The following is a 16,810-nucleotide window of genomic DNA, read 5'->3' on the forward strand; positions in this document are numbered from 1 at the left end:
TATGAAGTATCTAATTTTATCTGATCTCCATTTAGGCAAAGGTAGTTACCTGCAAAACGGTGAATTTAATATCTTAGAAGATTTCTTCGAAGATAATCGTTTCTATGAATTCTGTGACTACTTCTCAACGAATGAGTATTATTCAAAACCTGTCACAATCATTATGAATGGAGATATTCTAAATCTTATTCAAATTGATTCAGACGGTGTCTTTACTCATGTTGTAGATGAGCAAATGACAATCAAGCAAATTGAAGATATTGCAAAAGGACACCCTCGCTTTTTTGCTGGACTTAAAAAGTTTCTAAGGGCACCTCATAAGAGGGTCGTCTATGTTGTTGGAAATCATGATGTAGGGATGCTTTTTAAGGGAGCTCAAGAGAAGTTTTCTAAAATTTGTGGTGATAATATCTTCTTTACTGAAACTTTCTTAGAAAATGGCCTTCATGTAGAGCACGGACATCGTTTCGAGGCAGTCAACACTGTTCCAAAGGCCAAGCAATTCATTCGTGGACCTGGAGGAAAAGAAATTCTTAACTTTCCATGGGGCTCTCTATTTTGCATCAATGTCCTTCCAAAGCTTAAAAAAGAGCGACCTTATATTGATAAGGTTAGGCCAATGTCTTCATACGTGAAGTGGTGTCTTTTTAATGATACGAGATTCTTTTGGCGGCTTTTTATGACTTGTATAAATTATGTTATCAAGACTCATTCAAATTATTACACACGTCAAAATTCAAATTTTAAAACTAATATAAAAATCCTACAACAAATCACAATCTATCCACGCTATGAGCGTATGGCCAGACGAATCCTGGATCGCGACAGCTCAATCCATACAGTTGTTATGGGACATACCCACCTACAAGAGTGGAGACGATTTCCAGAAGGACGCTATTACTTTAATACCGGAACTTGGAATAATATCCCTTCTATTGATGCAGGAAAGCACCAAGATACGTTAAGTCTTACTTATTGTAGTGTTACTGTACATCCCGAGAGCAAATCATTAGTTAATGCGTCAATGAATCAGTGGATGGGACAGTGGAAGCCCTATATCGAAGAAATTAGAACTAGTTAAAAGGGGATTGAAGGTATTTTGAAGTGAGTTGAGGTAAAAAAAACGACGTTCCTAAAAAGTCCTTTCCCGAAACGCCGAAGTGTCTTTAATTTTTTGTCTCTGCTTATTAATAAGTTTATTCTATTTTACAGAAACCACAAGAGATTTTTTCTTACAGTAGCTCGCACTAGAGATTAACTTAGTCCATTATTCTTATGCACTTACTATAGGGTATTTACACACTCTATAAAATATGTTTCTCTGTTTTCTGACATTATAAAATATTACTATTTTTGATTTAATATTTTGATGACTTAGTGAAACGAATTTTACATGCTCAAATAGCTGGCCTGTGCTGACTTTAAAGAAAAATTTTGATAGAAATATGTGATATTTAATTAGGTAGAAGAAGTGAAAAAATACGAATCAATTAGAATATTTAAAAATCCTATTCTTGAGTCATTTACGCATGTCCATCCAATTGTACCTTTGGTTCTTTGGACACCATTTATAGGATTTCTAATTTATCGTTCATATTTTGAACTTGGTTATACTCATTTACAGATGCTTCTATGTGCTGTGAGTGGTCTTATTATTTGGACTCTTACAGAGTACCTTCTACACCGCTTTGTTTTCCATTTAAGGCCGATTGGTCCTCTTTCTGAGCGATTTGTCTTCCTTTTTCATGGACTTCATCACGATGACCCAAATGACCCGACAAGACTGGTTATGCCTCCTGTACCGGCCATTCTTATTATGGCCTTGATTTGGTTATTCTTTTCATTATTTATTCCTGCTTTTTACATGCCAGGATTTATGGCCTTTTTCACAGTAGGCTATCTTTGCTACGATTATATTCACTATGCGACTCATCATTTTAAGATGAGTGGAAAAGTAGGGCGCTACTTAAAAAAGTTTCACCTACAACACCACTTTAGACATGAGAAAGCGAAGTACGGTGTAAGTTCACCGCTATGGGACTATGTGTTTAGAACAGTGACGGGGCCTAAGGAAGATTAAATTAGATTAGAGCCAATTGCGCTCTTGGTAATCCTTAGCTGTCATTTCAATGGTATCCTTCAAGTTGTAATTTGGAATAAAGCCTAGGCCCTTAATCTTTGAGTTGCTACAAAGCCAGGCGTCTTGTTCTAGTTCATTAATCTTATCCCCTGTAAGAGGTAAGTGAATTGGAAGAGTATAGATAATCCCTGCTACAATCCTTAGAAACCAAATAGGTAGGGCCATAAACATGACCTTCTTAATACCAAGTGCAGCTGAAATTTCATTGATTAGCTCTTCAAACGTTACTTCATCAATAGATGTCACAAAGTATGTTTCTTTATAAACTTCTGTCTTTGTTTGCGAGGCACAAAGTATAATCGCATCCACTAGATCAAAGACATTAACGACGCTATATTTCTTCTTTTTAAAATTAAGTCCAGGGCCAGTAACAATTCGACCTTTTACCATTTTAAAGACATCAAGAACAGCACTGTCACGAGGGCCGATAACCATAGGTGGACGAATTATTGTCGTATTCCAACTCTTTGGTGAAAGCTTGTTAACAGCGTTTTCGGCGGCCAGCTTAGAGTGGCCATAGGCAGAGACTGGTAAACAATCGATGCTTTCGTCTATTAGTTGTGCAGAAGGGCCAGCGGCAGCTTGAGAAGAGATAAGCATAAAGTGAAGATTTTCATATTTATCTTTTAAGGCCTTAATTAAAATTTCAGTTGCGAGATGATTAGTTTTTGCAAAGGTAAGTGAATGTTTTGCAGATACAACACCGGCCGTATGGATTATACAGTCGATATCTTGTGGAAGTCTCTTTACCCAAGATTTAATTGATTCTTCTTCAAGGTTGCCTTTGATATATTCACCAGGTAGTTCTAGTCTCTCTGCCTTTTGAGGACTTCTTACAAGGGCAAAAACCTCATGACCTTGTTGAGTTAACTTTTCACATAGATGTGAGCCGACAAAACCTGTTGCACCAGTAACTAAAACTTTCATTATAACTCTTTTTGAAAAATTCGATATGTGCGATATGGAACCGCGTTCATGCGAATGAGTGGTTTATTCATATTAAGATTATCTTCTAATATCCAACTCATCTCTACATTCTTATATTTTTTATATTGCTTAATATTCTCATGGCATCTGTAATACAGAATTGATTCAAGTCCATATAAACGGTACTTCTTTTTCACACCCATTGTAATGACGCGAACACCGTCGATAAGTTTTGGCGCGCGAAGGACTTGAAAGATTCCTTTTGGAAATAGCTTTCCATCTGGAATTTTGTGTAGCACTTGATTGAAGTCGGGGAGACAAACAATAAAACCGGCCACTTCTCCATTAACTAAAGCAAAGAGAATCAGTTTTTCATCTGCAACAGTTTTTAGATCTGCGGCCATGGCATAGAACTCATCTTTTGTCATTGGAACAAAGCCCCAGTTCTGCTCCCACGCATCGTTATAGATGCTGTACATTAAATCAATTTCTTTCGTCCAGTTCTTCTTTGAAACTGTTCGATAAGTAATATTGGCCTTCTCTTCGGCCCTAAGTGCTACTTTCTTGATCACCTCTGGCATCTCGAAGTCACTTTTCATATGATACGCCAAAAGATCCTTTGCTTTTGTGAAGCCAAGCTCATTTAAGTATTGGTGATAGTACTCATAATTGTACATCATCATAAGTACAGGTATCTCGCTATGTCCCTTAATCAGTGTTCCACACTCATAGTTTGTCGAAGGGTTAAATGGCCCTACAAACTTTTTTAGGCCTAATGACTTGGTCCATTCCATTGCCGAATTAAAGAGTGCTTTAAAAACTTCAATATCTTCGATGGCCTCAAAAAAGCCCCAATGGCCTTCTTGCGTATGGTGGAATTGATTATAGTTGTGATTATTGATGGCCATGATTCGGCCAACATCTTTTCCATCTTTAATTGCAATATAGAAAGCACATTGTGCAGTTTGATAGAATGGATGTTTTTGACTAAAGAGCTTATTGAGTTCCATACGAAGTTGTGGAACCCAATATTTATCTTCTTTGTAGACATTAAATTGGACATCTATAAATCTTTTGCGGGCCTTTTTATCGTTTAAAATATCAACTTTCTCGATATAAATGGCCATAGATTTATCTCCTTAAAATTTAACTATTGTCCCATTGTTGAAGGGATATCAAACTCTTTCTTCGCTCTTGCAAATACTTCTAGAACTTTTGATAATTCACTCTTGTTATGAGTGGCCATATAGCTAGTTCTAATTAACGCTTCACCTTTAGGTACTGCTGGTGGCACAACTGGAGTTGCGAAAACACCATTTTCACTTAGGAATTTTGTCACAAGCATTGATTTAACATCATCACCTATGAAAATAGGGATAATTGGAGTTTGAGAATTATAAGTATAGAAACCAATTTCTTGAAAACCGTTTCTCATAAATTTAACATTATCCCAAAGACGCTCATGGATTGTGTCATCAGAGTTGATCACGTCAATACAGGCCGACACTGTTGCAACTGCAGAAGGCGCCATTGAAGCTGAGAACATAAATGATCTTGCTAGGTGCTTCACATAGTTGATAGTTTCAGCATCACCTGAAAGTACACCACCAATCGATGCGAATGACTTCGAGAAAGTTCCCATATTCAAATGAACCTTATCTGTTACTCCAAAGTGGTTCATTGTTCCAGCGCCCTTATCTCCCATAACACCGATACCGTGGGCATCGTCTACGTAAATATAAGCACCATATTTTTCGGCAAGCCTAACCATTTCCGGAAGGTTTGCAATATCACCAGTCATCGAGAAGACACCGTCAGCTACGATAATAACTTTTTGAAAGCGGTCAATATTTGCTTCTAGCTGTTCTTCGAGGGACTCCATATCATTGTGACGATATTTGAAAGTCGTTCCCATTGCTAAGCGAGAAGCATCAATGATAGATGCATGATTTTCTGAATCAAAGAGCATACAGTCTCTTGGCCCACATACTGCTGAAAGAGCACCAAGGTTTGTTTGCATACCTGTAGAGAAAATAAGGGCCTTCTCATGTCCTAAATAGCGAGCAAGCTTCTCTTCAAGTTCTTCGTGTATGGTTAAGTTACCATTTAGGAAACGCGAGCCTGTACATCCTGTTCCATATTTTTCGATGGCCTTGATGGCCGCTTCTTTTACATGTGGGTGATGTGTAAGGCCTAGGTAGTTATTTGAGCCGATCATGATTTGATCTTTTCCATCAATTTTAACTATTGTTCCTTCTGAATCACCAATTTGGCGGAAAAAAGGGTAAAGATCTTTTGACTTTAGCATTGCTGCTTTGTCCATTAGACGGTCAGCTGCGCTAGAGAATTTAAGGGCCATATTTCACATCTCATTCGATTAGTATTAATAATAGAGGTAGGTTTGAATTTAGCCAGTATACATTGACAAGTCAACAAATTATGCGCACAGTGACAGTAGCTATGGTATTTAAATTATTCACTTTGAAAACATGCATCATATTCATTCTATTAACTATTGGTGTCTCGTGTCAGAGCAGGACTAATCAGGATGAAACAACTCAAGTCGAAGTTTCTGACTGGGAGCCTCCATGTGATTTAAATTCACTCTGTGGACGAAAAGAAATTTTAAGCTCTTTAAATGGGCCTATTGAATATCGACAATCCCTTGTAAGTATTTTAAATCTTTCAAAAGAGAGCTTTCAAAAATATCAGCTACACTACGCAGATTATATATACTACATCTGTGGAAAGCTTATTTCTGTAGGAGGATGCTCTTATTTGTCATTAGAACAAGCCGATTTGTCCCCTGAGCAAATTGAGCTATACTTCATCGCCATGGCCAATTGTCATCATTATAAATGCTATGATTATTTTCAAGGCTCACGACATAAGTTTTTAAAGCTGGCCAATTCTTCACAGTCGCTTAAGGCCAAGAAGTCTTTTTACTTAATGGCCATTAAACTCCCTAGACCTTGGTTTGAAAAATCTGGTGACTTAAGAATGTATATTCATTTACTTGAGAAGAATGGAGAAAAAATTGAATATAAAGATCTTGGAGCGTTAATCAGTGCGATTCCAAACCATGAAGTCCTTAAGGATTTTGTTGCAAGGAACTTCTTTAAGATAGACTCTCACAAGTCCGGTGTCTCTGTTTATCTCGCCCGCTACCAAGAAGGATGGCATGATCGTAATTACAAACGGTTTTTAAATAAGAATGTGAAAGATGAAGACATTAGTGCTTTTCTTCTTAGTATGCCTATTGGCTGTCCAAAGCTTAAAACGATTCTAGCTTTTAAGGATCACTTCTCGCAGGGGAATGAGAGGGTGCTAAAAGATATTCTTAAGCAAGACGAGCTTAATACTTATTTTAAGGAATTAAAGCTTAAAGAGAATGTAGACTCTAAGTGCCTTTCTTCATTGCCGCCTGCTTCCTAAGCTCTTCACCGCGGGCCTCTGAATTAATTGAAAGAACGAGATCTTCTTCAACTTCCTTATCCATATTCATAAATGCAATACCAATACCCATTGGTGTCTCTTCATTATTTTCAATAGGCCAAGTAGCTGCAACTTTAGCTTGAGGTATTTCAAATCTTTTTGATGCAAGTCTTACGGTTGCATTATCAAAGATTGATTCTTTCTTGAATTTATCAACGAAATCTTTTGGACAATTAAAGCTGATACCACCAGCTGAAATATCGTTGCAATCAAAGACATTATCTTCGATTTTTATCTGAATAGGGATGTAAGCATTTGCATGTAAACGGTAGTTAGACCTTTGCTGACTCTTGTAGACTGGACGGTCAACTTTTAACTTATAGACTTCTTCTGCTGGAAGAAAGCTTAAGAATGAACTTGAAAACAAAATAACTGATTTAAACTTAATTTTTAGAAGAACTTCGCTATCCTTGTTTTTTGAACCGGCGAGTTTCGCAATGAGGCTTGCGTCAAAATCAAGAGTGAATTCGAGATCATTTTCATTAAATGACTTAATTTTGAAGCTTTCCACTTTATCTTTTTCTTGTCCCTTACGCCAGATTTCAATGATTAATCCATCGCTTAGGGCCCTTTTTAAAAAACTTATCTTCTCTTCAAAGGGTATTTCTGAGAAATAAAATTTCTTATTCGCATCCATCAAGTTCTCACTTTAATAATATCTAAATTAATTTAAGTGTTTAATATTAAATATATTCTAATCAAAGTTTTCATTCAGTTCAAATTGTGGCAAATTCTACAAATAAATACTCAAAATTATAGGAAATAACGAGGTATATATGAAAAGCGAAACTCCTGTGGTCAAGTATTTGGCGGACTATAAAGCGCCAACTCACAAAATCGAAACTGTGGAATTAGAATTTCACTTAGACGATACAAAAACTCAAGTATATTCAAAGATGGAAGTCGTGCCGGTAAATGGCCAAACTCTTGAACTTAATGGTGAAGAGTTAATTCTGAAGTCTGTTAAAGTTAACGGTGAAGAGTTTAAAATCTTCAACGAGGAAAAAGAGATTCTAACTCTTTCAGCTCTTCCAACAGAAAAGTTTACTTTAGAAATTCACAATGAAATTAATCCAAAGGCCAACACTGCACTTGATGGTTTATATAAATCAGGTGGAATGTTTTGTACGCAAAACGAGCCAGAAGGTTTTAGAAGAATTACTTACTTTATCGATCGCCCAGATAACTTAAGTATTTTTACAACGAAGATTGTTGCAGATAAGAAAGACTACCCATTCCTACTTTCAAACGGAAACCTAATTGAAAAAGGTGAGCTTGATGATGGAAAGCATTTTGCCATTTGGAATGATCCATTTGCAAAACCTGCATACCTTTATGCTCTAGTGGCAGGGGATCTTGCACTAATCGAAGATACATTTACAACGAAGTCAGGACGCGATGTTAAGCTTCAGGTATTTGTTGATAAAGGAAACGAAGATAAGTCTCACCACGCAATGGAGTCTCTTAAGAAGTCAATGAAATGGGATGAAGACAGATTTAGACTTGAGTATGATCTTGATATCTACATGATCGTAGCAGTTGACTCATTTAATATGGGGGCCATGGAAAACAAAGGTTTAAATATCTTTAACTCTGCTTATGTCCTGGCTTCAAAAGAGACAGCAGAAGATCATAACTTCTTCGGTATTGAATCTGTAGTAGGACACGAGTACTTTCACAACTGGACAGGAAACCGTGTTACTTGTCGCGACTGGTTTCAACTTACTCTTAAAGAAGGTCTTACGGTATTTAGAGATCAAGAGTTCTCTGCGGACTTAAACTCAAGATCAGTGTGTCGTATCAATGACGTTATTAACCTTAGAGCGGCTCAATTTCCAGAAGATGCAGGGCCTCAGTCACACCCAATTCAACCAAAGTCGTATATTGAAATGAATAACTTCTATACAATGACAATTTATGAAAAAGGCTCTGAAGTTATTCGTATGTATCACACTCTTCTAGGAGAGGAAGGTTTTCAACGTGGTATGGATAAGTACTTTGAGCTTTATGATGGTCAGGCCGTAACAACAGCAGACTTCACAAATGCAATGAGTGTTGCAAACGACAATTATGACTTTTCACAATTTAGAAGATGGTACGATCAAGCAGGGACTCCTGTTCTTGATGTAACAACTAGCTATGACGAAGCAGCTAAAGAGTTTACTTTAACAGTAAACCAATCGACTCCTGCTACACCTGGACAGCCAACAAAAGAGCCATTCCATATGCCATTTGTTATCGGACTTCTTGATAGCAAAGGTGCTGATATGAAGCTTACTCTTAAAAATAGAGACGATCAAACTGATCTTGATAGAGGACTTTTACATATCAAAGCTGATTCAGAAATTTTTGTTTTTGAAGGTGTTTCAGAGAGACCTGTTGCTTCACTAAATAGAAACTTTAGTGCTCCAGTTGTTCTACGATCAGACCTAACTGACAATGATTTCATTTTCCTAATGGCCAATGATAATGATGACTTTAATCGCTATGAAGCTGGACAAACTCTGGCCCTTAAAAATATCCACGCACTTCTTAAAGATGAGAATTTCCAAATTGACGATAAGTTTGTTCAGGCCTGGGGAGCTATCCTTAAGGATCAAAATATTGATGAAGAGTTTAAGGCAGTATGTCTTGGACTTCCATCGATGACGGATGTTGCTTCAACTATTGATATTCCAAATTACCGTGCAATTGATGAAGTAAAAGAGCAGCTATATAAACTTCTTGCAAGTACTTTTGAACAAGAGCTTGTCACAATTTATAATGATCTAAGCACTGAAAGAGATTTTAAAGTTGATGCAAAGGCAATGGGAGAGAGAAGACTTAGAGGCTTTACCCTTAGTTGTCTTGCAAAAATTGATGGCCATAAAGAACTTGCTCGCAAGTGCTATAAGTCTGCGACAAATATGACAGATATGATGAACTCTCTATCAGTTATGGTACATGAAATGCTTCCTGGTGCTGATGAGTCTCTTAAAGAATTCTACGAACGTTTTAAAGATCAAACTCTTGTTATGCAAAAGTGGCTAAGTGTTCAAGCAAGTTCATGTGATGATTCTACTTTTGATCGTGTTGGGGAGCTTATGAAAGATGAAGTCTTTGATATGAATGTTCCTAATCTTGTGTCTTCACTAATTGGAACTTTTGCACGCAATAAAGTTCAGTTTAATCACGAAAGTGGACGTGGCCTTAAGTTCATCGCTGAAATGATTAGAAAGGTTGACGCAATTAATCCTCAGTCTGGATCAAGACTTGCTGGTGCATTCAATGACTATCGTAAGATGCCGCCAGACTTAAAAGAAATTGCTCGTGTTGAGCTAGAGGCAATTGTAAACGACGAGAAGACGTCAAAGAACGTTTTTGAAAAACTTTCTAAAACATTAGATTCATAAAATACGGAGACTGGCGTGAGTGATAATATTTTTACAGAAGAGCTTGAATTAAATTATACGGAAGTTGCTCCGGAAATTGATTTTGTAGAGTTTGAAAAGGTTATCACTTCACGTCGTTCTGTTCGTGTCTTTGGAGATGAGGAAGTACCAGAAGAAGTTGTCCAAAAAGCAATCGAACACGGACTTTTAGCTCCTAATTCTTCAAATCTTCAGCCATGGGAGTTTCATTGGGTAAGGTCTGAGGATAAAAGAAGTGCTCTTTCTAAAATGTGTTTTGGCCAAAATGGCGCAAAGACTGCAAAGCACTTAATTGTTTGTGTGGCAAAGACTGGAACTTGGAAGAATAATTGCCAACGCATGCTTGCTTCCCTAGAGGCCACTTCAAAGAAAGATGGTATTGAAGTACCAAATGCCGTAAAAGCCTATTATAGTAAAATCGCTCCGATGGCCTATGGTTATATGGGTCCATTTGGAATTTTTTCTCCTCTAAAGTGGGCCTTCTATAATACTATTGGCCTCTTCCAAGTGATCTTTCGTGAACCTATGTTTCCATCTGATTTAAGAACTTGGGCCCATAAGACAACCGCTCTTGCATGTGAAAATATTATGCTCTCTATTCGTGCTCAGGGTTATGACACTCTTCCTATGGAAGGCTTTGATGCTAAGAGAGTTAAGAAGCTCTTAGGGCTTGGATGTAAGGATCACGTAACAATGATTCTTGGAGTTGGAAAGAGATCTGCTAAGGGCGTGTATGGCCCTCAGTTTCGTTTTCCAAAAGAAGACTTTATAATTAAACACTAAGAAGCTCTTTTTACTTTATACCTAATTACTTGGAGTCAGCTTTGTCTCAATACTAGAATTAAATGAGTTTTGAGATCAGTTGTTGAATGAACTAAATTAAACTTTAGTGATACTTGATTCTTATCCATGAATGCACCCAATTAACAGTAGCGAAGATTATCGATATCAAGTTGTAAGTGGCCTTATCCTGCATTTCCATATGATGCCATAACGAATGAGCAGCGTATGGATTATAATTAATTCTTAATTTAAAATGCTAATGTAAGTTTTCATCATTTGCTCATAATTTAATTGTCACTTAAAATAGTAACTTAGAATTAATTACGAAAAGGATTCCCTCATGAAGTACATACTAAGTTTACTTATAACTGCAAATCTATTTGCTATAACACCACAGGACCTTTACGGGTGTTTTGAAACAATTGAACATAATCAGCAGTCGGTTCCTCATGGGCCAGATTACGAGAGAAATCTTTCGACATATGAAGATTATAGCTTCTCTCGAACATATAAGAATGTAGAGACAAATCTCGTAGAGCCAATAAATGTTTTCAATTTCTTTACAGGTGTTAGAGATGATGTTTACTACTCATATTCACCAATAATTCTTTTCCAAAACCTAGGTGAATATAAGTGGGACGAAAATACCCTGAGCTATGAAGTCGACGAAGATATTTATATGTACCGATCTCAAAAAGAGATGTATGAAAAAGTCGATCATCGTTTAAAACTATTAGTTGAAAAAGTTGGTCTATACTTTGAGGGCAGTGTTGAACTTAAGTCATATGCTCGACGTATCAATCGCTCGTTTACTTTCAAGCTTAAGAAAGTTTCTTGTCCTACATCGTACTAATATCGTAAATAGACTTAAATAAAAGGCCCACAAGAACAACATTAAATGCTGTTGTGACTGTGGCCTTATTCCCATTGATAACCTGATTCGATCCAAGATAATTTCCGAGAAGTCCCGCAGGTAGCGCAATCGCAACAATCTTCCACATGATGGCACCCTTTATTAGGAATGTAATAAAGGCGGCAATATTACTCACGTAATTCATAAATGCCGCATGAGGTGAGGCATCAAGAATATCAAAATGCAGAAAGAACATCATTGAGATGATAAGAAATGTTCCCGTTCCTGGACCGAAGAAACCATCGTATCCACCAATAACAAGCCCAATAAGAACTGAGCGAAAGAGAACTTGTATTTTTTCAAGAGGTGCGTGATCCACTAATTCTCTTTTCTTCTTTAGGTGATTCATAAAGAAAATTATTGGAATGATGAGAATAAGAATATAGACCATATGCTTTGATTCAAGAATTGTACTAAGTTGAGCACCAATTAATGAAGCGCTAAATGTCGCGATCGTTGGTGGCAGGATAAATTTAAAGTCAATCTTGCCGCGTTTTATATAGCGAATAATTGAAAGAGATTTAGAGATACAAGAAACACACTTATTTGTTCCAAGAAGTAGGTGAGCTGGAACTCCCGTTGCAATATATGTAGGAATTGTAATTAATCCGCCACCTCCGGCCATGGAGTCAATAAAACCTGCAAATGTAATGAGTATGAATATTGTAACCGCTTGAACTAATGTGAAATCTTCCATAAGTTGATTATGACTCTTTTTGAGATAGAAAGATAGTGGAGGATAAATTTTATTCGCTATGGTTTTTTAAAGTATCTCTAAGGGCGGCCTCAAGAAAATTGAATGAGTATTCAAATCCACATGCTTTAGTCTCTTCACAAGAGACTTTCTGGCTTCCTAGCATAATTTGAGACATCTCACCAAAAATTGTTTTTGCTGCAAATTCAGGTAATGGAATAAGTGTTGGGCGATGAAGAACTCTTCCTAGAGTTTGTGTGAAATCAATATTTTCAATTGGGTTAGGAGCAACTCCATTGATGATTTGTTTTTCGGTATCGTGTTCAATAAGAAAGCGGTAGAGATCACAGAGGTCTCTAATGTGAATCCAGCTCATGTATTGATGTCCATCACCAATGCGTCCTGCAAGTCCAAGGTTAAAGGCAGGAAGCATTTTTGCCAGTGCACCGCCTTCACTTGAGAGCACTATCCCGACACGAATAATCTTCACATCAACATCTAAATTTTGAATTCTTAGAGCACTTGATTCCCAGTGTTGGCACACTTCTGCCAAGAAGTCGCTACTTATACTACTATCACTTGTAAGTTCTTCATCTGAGCGGTCACCATAAATACCAATGGCAGAAGTACTAACAAACTTTTTGGGAAGAGGAAGCCCTCTTGTTTTAAGCTGTTTTAATTTATCGTGTAGTAAGTTGGTTGCATTTATTCGAGAATTATATATTTTATCTTTTTTTTCTTCGCTCCAACGAGAGTCTGCGATATTCTCTCCCGCAAGGTTAATAACGGCGTCCACGCCCATTAGAGCGGCCATATCCATTTCACCATTTTCTACATCCCACTTGAAGTACTTGACTTGCTCATTGCCTTGTTTATTAGCTGTATTACGAGTGAGAATACGTACTTCCTCGTGGCCGTGATCAAGCAAAGATTGCGTTATATTTGTTCCAATAAAGCCTGAACCACCACTAATTAATACTTTCATGTTTTTAGTATATGGATGAAATGTGAAGAATTTATATGCGAAGTATGAGTAGGTATCACGAATTTCGTAATACCCACTCTTTAGAATAGTTTAATTAAAGATTGATCGATTTCCCATCAGACTTAAGGTCACGACAAGCTTGTGCAATACGTTCAGTCATTGCGGCTTCCGCTTTCTTCATCCAAGCTCTTGGGTCGTATTGCTTCTTATTTCCAACTTCGCCTTCGATTTTTAGCATTTCATCGTAGTGCTTGAACATGTGGTCAACCACTGGGCGAGAGTAAGCATATTGAGTATCAGTATCGATATTCATTTTCACAACACCGTATCCAAGTGTTTCGTGAATTTCTGATAGCTCACTACCAGAACCGCCATGGAATACAAGCCAATTTTCAGCGTCGGCTCCAAGCTCTGCTGTTACGGCCGCTTGTCCGTCTTTTAGTACTTGTGGACGAAGTTTAACGTTACCTGGCTTATAGACTCCATGAACATTACCAAAAGTTGCTGCGTACATGAATTTTCCAAGAGGGCGAAGTGCTTTTGTTACTTCAACCATTTCCTCTGGAGTTGTATATAGTTTATCTGCTGGTGTATCTTCATTATTAACACCATCTTCTTCACCACCAACAACACCAGTTTCAATCTCAAGAATAATTTCACTCTTAGCACATCTTTCTAAAAGCTTTTTGCTCATTTCAATATTTTCTTTCGTCGGTAAAACTGAACCATCAAACATATGTGAGTGGAAAAGGTTAGGCTGGCCAGCAGCACGTCTCTTCTCAGTTTCTTCAATTAGAGGAATAAGGAAGCTATCAACTTTTTCAGGATGACAGTGGTCTGTGTGAAGCGCAATAAGAATATCATACTTAGCTGCTACAAGGTGAACGTGTTGAGCAAGTGAGATTGCTCCTAAGACTTCATCCTTTAGGGCCTGTCCTGAAGCAAATGAACCACCACCAGTTGAAACTTGGATAATTCCATCAGACTTCATATCAGCGAAGGCCTTAATGGCAGCATTTGCTGTTGAAGTAGAAGTTACGTTAATGGCCGGATAAGCATATCCACCTTTCTTTGCGCTGTCTAACATATCGCAGTATTGTTCATAAGTAGCTATTGGCATCCAGTGCTCCTTTTAGTTATAGTAAGATTAAGATTCCACAATATTATAGAGGTCAAAGATGTCACTTGCAAATAAGGAAACACAAAAATTATCACCTGAGGAACTAAGAGAAGTTTTGAAAACGGCTCGCGGTGATGGTGAGATTGATTTACTTATTAAGAATGTAAAGATTCTCGACCTTGTTAACGGGGAAGTTGTTGAGAGCTCAATTGCCATTTCAGGTAAAACCATTGCAGGAATTGGAAAAGAATACGATGAACAACCTGCTAAACGTATTTACGATGCGCAGGGGGCAACTGCTGTACCGGGCTTCATCGACGGTCACTTACATATTGAATCTTCAATGATGCATCCATTTGAGTTTGAAAGACTGACTCTACCTCTTGGGACAACTACGGCCATTTGTGACCCGCATGAGATTACAAATGTTATGGGAGACCGAGGTTTTTCTTGGTTTCTAAGATGTAGTGAGCTTATGGATCAAAATCTCTTTGTTCAGGTGAGCTCTTGTATCCCGGCCCTTCCTGGTTTTGAAACAAATGGCGGGCAATTCGATATTATCGACATGAAGAAATATAAAGAACACCCACGTGTTCTTGGGCTTGCTGAAATGATGAATTTTCCAGGCGTCATAAATGGTGTAGAAGGAGTTCTTGAAAAAGTTGAAGAATTTGCAGAGCTTAATCTTGATGGCCACTCACCAATGCTTCGTGGAAAGCAGTTAAATGCTTATATCGCGGCAGGAATTCAAAATTGTCACGAGACAATTTTTGCAGATGAAGCAAAGGAGAAACTTCAAAAGGGAATGGGACTTATCATTCGTGAAGGCTCTGTTGCTAAGAATTTAAAGACTCTTGCTCCTGTTGTTAATGAATTTAATTCTTGTCAGTGCCTCTTATGTACAGACGATAGAAACCCATATGAAATTTTTAATGAAGGTCATATTAATTATATGATTAGAAAAATGATCAATGAGCTAGGGACTCCAGCCCACATCGCCTATAGGCTTTCAAGCTTCTCAGCGGCCAAGCACTTTGGTCTAAAGAAGTTAGGGTTAATCGCCCCAGGTAAACAAGCTGATATCGTGCTTGTTGGAAAGCTTGAAGATGTTGATGTGAAAGAAGTTTTCAAGAAAGGAAAGCTTGTAAGTGAATTAGATCTTCCATCAAAAGTTTCTGAGAAACTAGATGAGTCTCGACCTCCAAAAGAAAATACAATCAAGAGAAATTTCTTAGCACCAACTGATTTTAATTATGATCTGAGCGTTGGGACTTATAATGTGATGGAAATTGTAAAAGATGAAATCATCACAAATCACCTTAAAGTAAAGTTTGATGGTGAAGATTTTGAACAAGACGATATTTCATATATCACTGTTATTGAAAGATACGGCCAAAATAGAAAGCCTAGCCTAGGTCTTGTTAAAGGGATGGGCCTTACTCGTGGTGCGATTGCTTCGAGTGTTGCTCACGATTCTCACAATATTGTTGTCATCGGAAAAACTCCACAGGATATCGCAACTGCCGCAAATGAGGTCATTGAAAATGCAGGTGGTTTCTGTGTTGTTGATAAGGGGAGAGTAACAGCTTCTCTGTCTCTTCCGATTGCTGGTCTTTTGAGCCTAGAATCTGCTGAGACAATCAATGAAGGAATCATTCAGTTAAAAGCTGCCTGTAAAGAAATTGAAGTGGCCGTAAGTGAGCCTTTCATTCAGATGGCATTCTTAGCTCTTCCTGTAATCCCTACCCTTAAGATTACAGATATGGGACTTGTGGATGTGACAAAATTCGAATTTATTGATCTAAAATGTGAAGAAGCTTAATAAAATTTGGGAATTAATTCCTGGTTGGTTATTTCTTACAATCATAGTGGGAGTCGCAGTTATATTCTTAAACCCAATAATGGAGATATTGCAAAAAAGAGTCGTTCAAGTAGAACAAGATAAGCTGAGAAACGATGCGGATAAGATATGTTTTAGTGACAATTTTTCTCGTGGACGTCAACTTCAGGGGTGTCTTGACGGCAGAAAACTTGCCAAGTTAGACAATAAAAAACAGCTAGAGTTAAAGTATATTGAACACCTATGCGCCATCGATGATGCTTCTTCATGCTATGAGTTAAGCCAGATCAAAAAAAAATTATTATCGCTAAGCGATTACAAAAGCCTATTAAATAGGGCCTGTCGGCAAGGTCGCGGTGGAGATATGCTGGCGTGTGGAAAGCTTGGGAAGTTGATTAAGTCTGAATCCCCTGTACTTTCAAAAAAATACCAAGACTACGCTTGCGCAACTGGTCATAAAAAGTATTGTCTTTAGTTACGACAGCGCCACTATTTCTTTCCAA

15 protein-coding genes are annotated in these 16,810 nt (G+C 37.6%); 8 read left to right on the forward strand and 7 right to left on the reverse strand.

The features are described 5' to 3' along the window. The first annotated feature begins 1 nt into the window (after position 1). Both M902_RS15325 and M902_RS15330 read left to right on the forward strand, forming a co-directional pair. Entirely contained in the window at positions 2 to 1,081 is a 1,080-nt protein-coding gene (locus tag M902_RS15325) for a metallophosphoesterase (protein WP_021268084.1), read from the forward strand. Between the two features lie 390 nt (positions 1,082 to 1,471). After that, positions 1,472 to 2,080, forward strand: a complete 609-nt coding sequence (locus M902_RS15330) for a sterol desaturase family protein (protein ID WP_021268132.1) — start codon at positions 1,472 to 1,474, stop codon at positions 2,078 to 2,080. A 6-nt stretch (positions 2,081 to 2,086) separates the two neighbouring features. On the opposite strand, the gene M902_RS15335 is transcribed toward M902_RS15330, so the two are convergent. Genes M902_RS15335 through M902_RS15345 form a run of 3 tightly spaced genes read right to left on the reverse strand, consistent with a single transcriptional unit; the run spans position 2,087 to position 5,426 of the window. Then, positions 2,087 to 3,067 (reverse strand): NAD(P)-dependent oxidoreductase, encoded by a 981-nt coding sequence (locus M902_RS15335; RefSeq protein ID WP_021268149.1) that lies wholly within the window; start codon positions 3,065 to 3,067, stop codon positions 2,087 to 2,089. After that, positions 3,067 to 4,194 (reverse strand): hypothetical protein, encoded by a 1,128-nt coding sequence (locus tag M902_RS15340; RefSeq protein WP_021268469.1) that lies wholly within the window; start codon positions 4,192 to 4,194, stop codon positions 3,067 to 3,069. Before M902_RS15340 ends, M902_RS15335 begins: the two co-directional genes overlap by 1 nt. A gap of 23 nt (positions 4,195 to 4,217) precedes the next feature. After that, positions 4,218 to 5,426: a pyridoxal phosphate-dependent aminotransferase family protein gene (locus M902_RS15345; RefSeq protein ID WP_021268370.1), complete on the reverse strand. Its 1,209-nt coding sequence runs from the start codon at positions 5,424 to 5,426 to the stop codon at positions 4,218 to 4,220. A 122-nt stretch (positions 5,427 to 5,548) separates the two neighbouring features. Between M902_RS15345 and M902_RS15350 the strand changes: the two genes are divergently transcribed. After that, positions 5,549 to 6,502 (forward strand): hypothetical protein, encoded by a 954-nt coding sequence (locus M902_RS15350; protein ID WP_156979914.1) that lies wholly within the window; start codon positions 5,549 to 5,551, stop codon positions 6,500 to 6,502. On the opposite strand, the gene M902_RS15355 is transcribed toward M902_RS15350, so the two are convergent. Continuing rightward, complete coding sequence (locus M902_RS15355; protein ID WP_021268749.1) at positions 6,468 to 7,199, reverse strand: PilZ domain-containing protein; 732 nt, start codon at positions 7,197 to 7,199, stop codon at positions 6,468 to 6,470. The genes M902_RS15350 and M902_RS15355 overlap by 35 nt on opposite strands. 139 nt (positions 7,200 to 7,338) lie before the next feature. Between M902_RS15355 and pepN the strand changes: the two genes are divergently transcribed. The 3 genes from pepN to M902_RS15370 all read left to right on the forward strand — a co-directional run bounded on the left by pepN (position 7,339) and on the right by M902_RS15370 (position 11,608). Beyond that, positions 7,339 to 9,954, forward strand: coding sequence for an aminopeptidase N (gene pepN / locus M902_RS15360; protein ID WP_021268434.1), 2,616 nt, complete (start codon positions 7,339 to 7,341; stop codon positions 9,952 to 9,954). A gap of 15 nt (positions 9,955 to 9,969) precedes the next feature. Further along, positions 9,970 to 10,755 carry a nitroreductase family protein gene (locus M902_RS15365; RefSeq protein ID WP_021268058.1) on the forward strand — a complete coding sequence of 262 codons (786 nt, stop codon included), beginning with the start codon at positions 9,970 to 9,972 and terminating at the stop codon, positions 10,753 to 10,755. 340 nt (positions 10,756 to 11,095) lie between these two features. Beyond that, positions 11,096 to 11,608 carry a hypothetical protein gene (locus M902_RS15370; protein ID WP_021268134.1) on the forward strand — a complete coding sequence of 171 codons (513 nt, stop codon included), beginning with the start codon at positions 11,096 to 11,098 and terminating at the stop codon, positions 11,606 to 11,608. Here M902_RS15370 and M902_RS15375 read toward each other — a convergent pair. The 3 genes from M902_RS15375 to fbaA all read right to left on the reverse strand — a co-directional run bounded on the left by M902_RS15375 (position 11,595) and on the right by fbaA (position 14,467). After that, on the reverse strand, positions 11,595 to 12,365 hold the full coding sequence (locus M902_RS15375) for a TSUP family transporter (RefSeq protein ID WP_021268104.1): 771 nt from the start codon (positions 12,363 to 12,365) through the stop codon (positions 11,595 to 11,597). The two genes, M902_RS15370 and M902_RS15375, sit on opposite strands and share 14 nt — an antisense overlap. A 49-nt stretch (positions 12,366 to 12,414) precedes the next feature. Further along, positions 12,415 to 13,347, reverse strand: a complete 933-nt coding sequence (locus M902_RS15380) for a TIGR01777 family oxidoreductase (protein ID WP_021268265.1) — start codon at positions 13,345 to 13,347, stop codon at positions 12,415 to 12,417. A 94-nt stretch (positions 13,348 to 13,441) separates the two neighbouring features. Next, complete coding sequence (gene fbaA / locus M902_RS15385) at positions 13,442 to 14,467, reverse strand: class II fructose-bisphosphate aldolase (protein WP_021267939.1); 1,026 nt, start codon at positions 14,465 to 14,467, stop codon at positions 13,442 to 13,444. Positions 14,468 to 14,525: 58 nt separating this feature from the next. On the opposite strand from fbaA, the gene adeD reads away from it, so the two are divergent. Both adeD and M902_RS15395 read left to right on the forward strand, forming a co-directional pair. Then, positions 14,526 to 16,289, forward strand: a complete 1,764-nt coding sequence (gene adeD, locus M902_RS15390) for an adenine deaminase (RefSeq protein WP_021268028.1) — start codon at positions 14,526 to 14,528, stop codon at positions 16,287 to 16,289. Next, positions 16,276 to 16,782 carry a hypothetical protein gene (locus M902_RS15395; protein WP_040314915.1) on the forward strand — a complete coding sequence of 169 codons (507 nt, stop codon included), beginning with the start codon at positions 16,276 to 16,278 and terminating at the stop codon, positions 16,780 to 16,782. The genes adeD and M902_RS15395 overlap by 14 nt, the downstream gene beginning before the upstream one ends. The last annotated feature ends 28 nt before the right edge of the window (positions 16,783 to 16,810 follow it).

This window comes from Bacteriovorax sp. BAL6_X, assembly GCF_000443995.1.
Taxonomy (GTDB): Bacteria; Bdellovibrionota; Bacteriovoracia; order Bacteriovoracales; family Bacteriovoracaceae; genus Halobacteriovorax_A.

Coding starts and splice junctions, on each gene's coding strand:
- M902_RS15325 (WP_021268084.1), top strand. CDS start 2: ATGAAGTATCTAATTTTATCTGATCTCCATTTAGGCAAAGGTAGTTAC.
- M902_RS15355 (WP_021268749.1), bottom strand. CDS start 7,199: ATGGATGCGAATAAGAAATTTTATTTCTCAGAAATACCCTTTGAAGAG.
- fbaA (WP_021267939.1), bottom strand. CDS start 14,467: ATGCCAATAGCTACTTATGAACAATACTGCGATATGTTAGACAGCGCA.
- M902_RS15380 (WP_021268265.1), bottom strand. CDS start 13,347: ATGAAAGTATTAATTAGTGGTGGTTCAGGCTTTATTGGAACAAATATA.
- M902_RS15345 (WP_021268370.1), bottom strand. CDS start 5,426: ATGGCCCTTAAATTCTCTAGCGCAGCTGACCGTCTAATGGACAAAGCA.
- M902_RS15335 (WP_021268149.1), bottom strand. CDS start 3,067: ATGAAAGTTTTAGTTACTGGTGCAACAGGTTTTGTCGGCTCACATCTA.
- pepN (WP_021268434.1), top strand. CDS start 7,339: ATGAAAAGCGAAACTCCTGTGGTCAAGTATTTGGCGGACTATAAAGCG.
- adeD (WP_021268028.1), top strand. CDS start 14,526: ATGTCACTTGCAAATAAGGAAACACAAAAATTATCACCTGAGGAACTA.
- M902_RS15370 (WP_021268134.1), top strand. CDS start 11,096: ATGAAGTACATACTAAGTTTACTTATAACTGCAAATCTATTTGCTATA.
- M902_RS15375 (WP_021268104.1), bottom strand. CDS start 12,365: ATGGAAGATTTCACATTAGTTCAAGCGGTTACAATATTCATACTCATT.
- M902_RS15340 (WP_021268469.1), bottom strand. CDS start 4,194: ATGGCCATTTATATCGAGAAAGTTGATATTTTAAACGATAAAAAGGCC.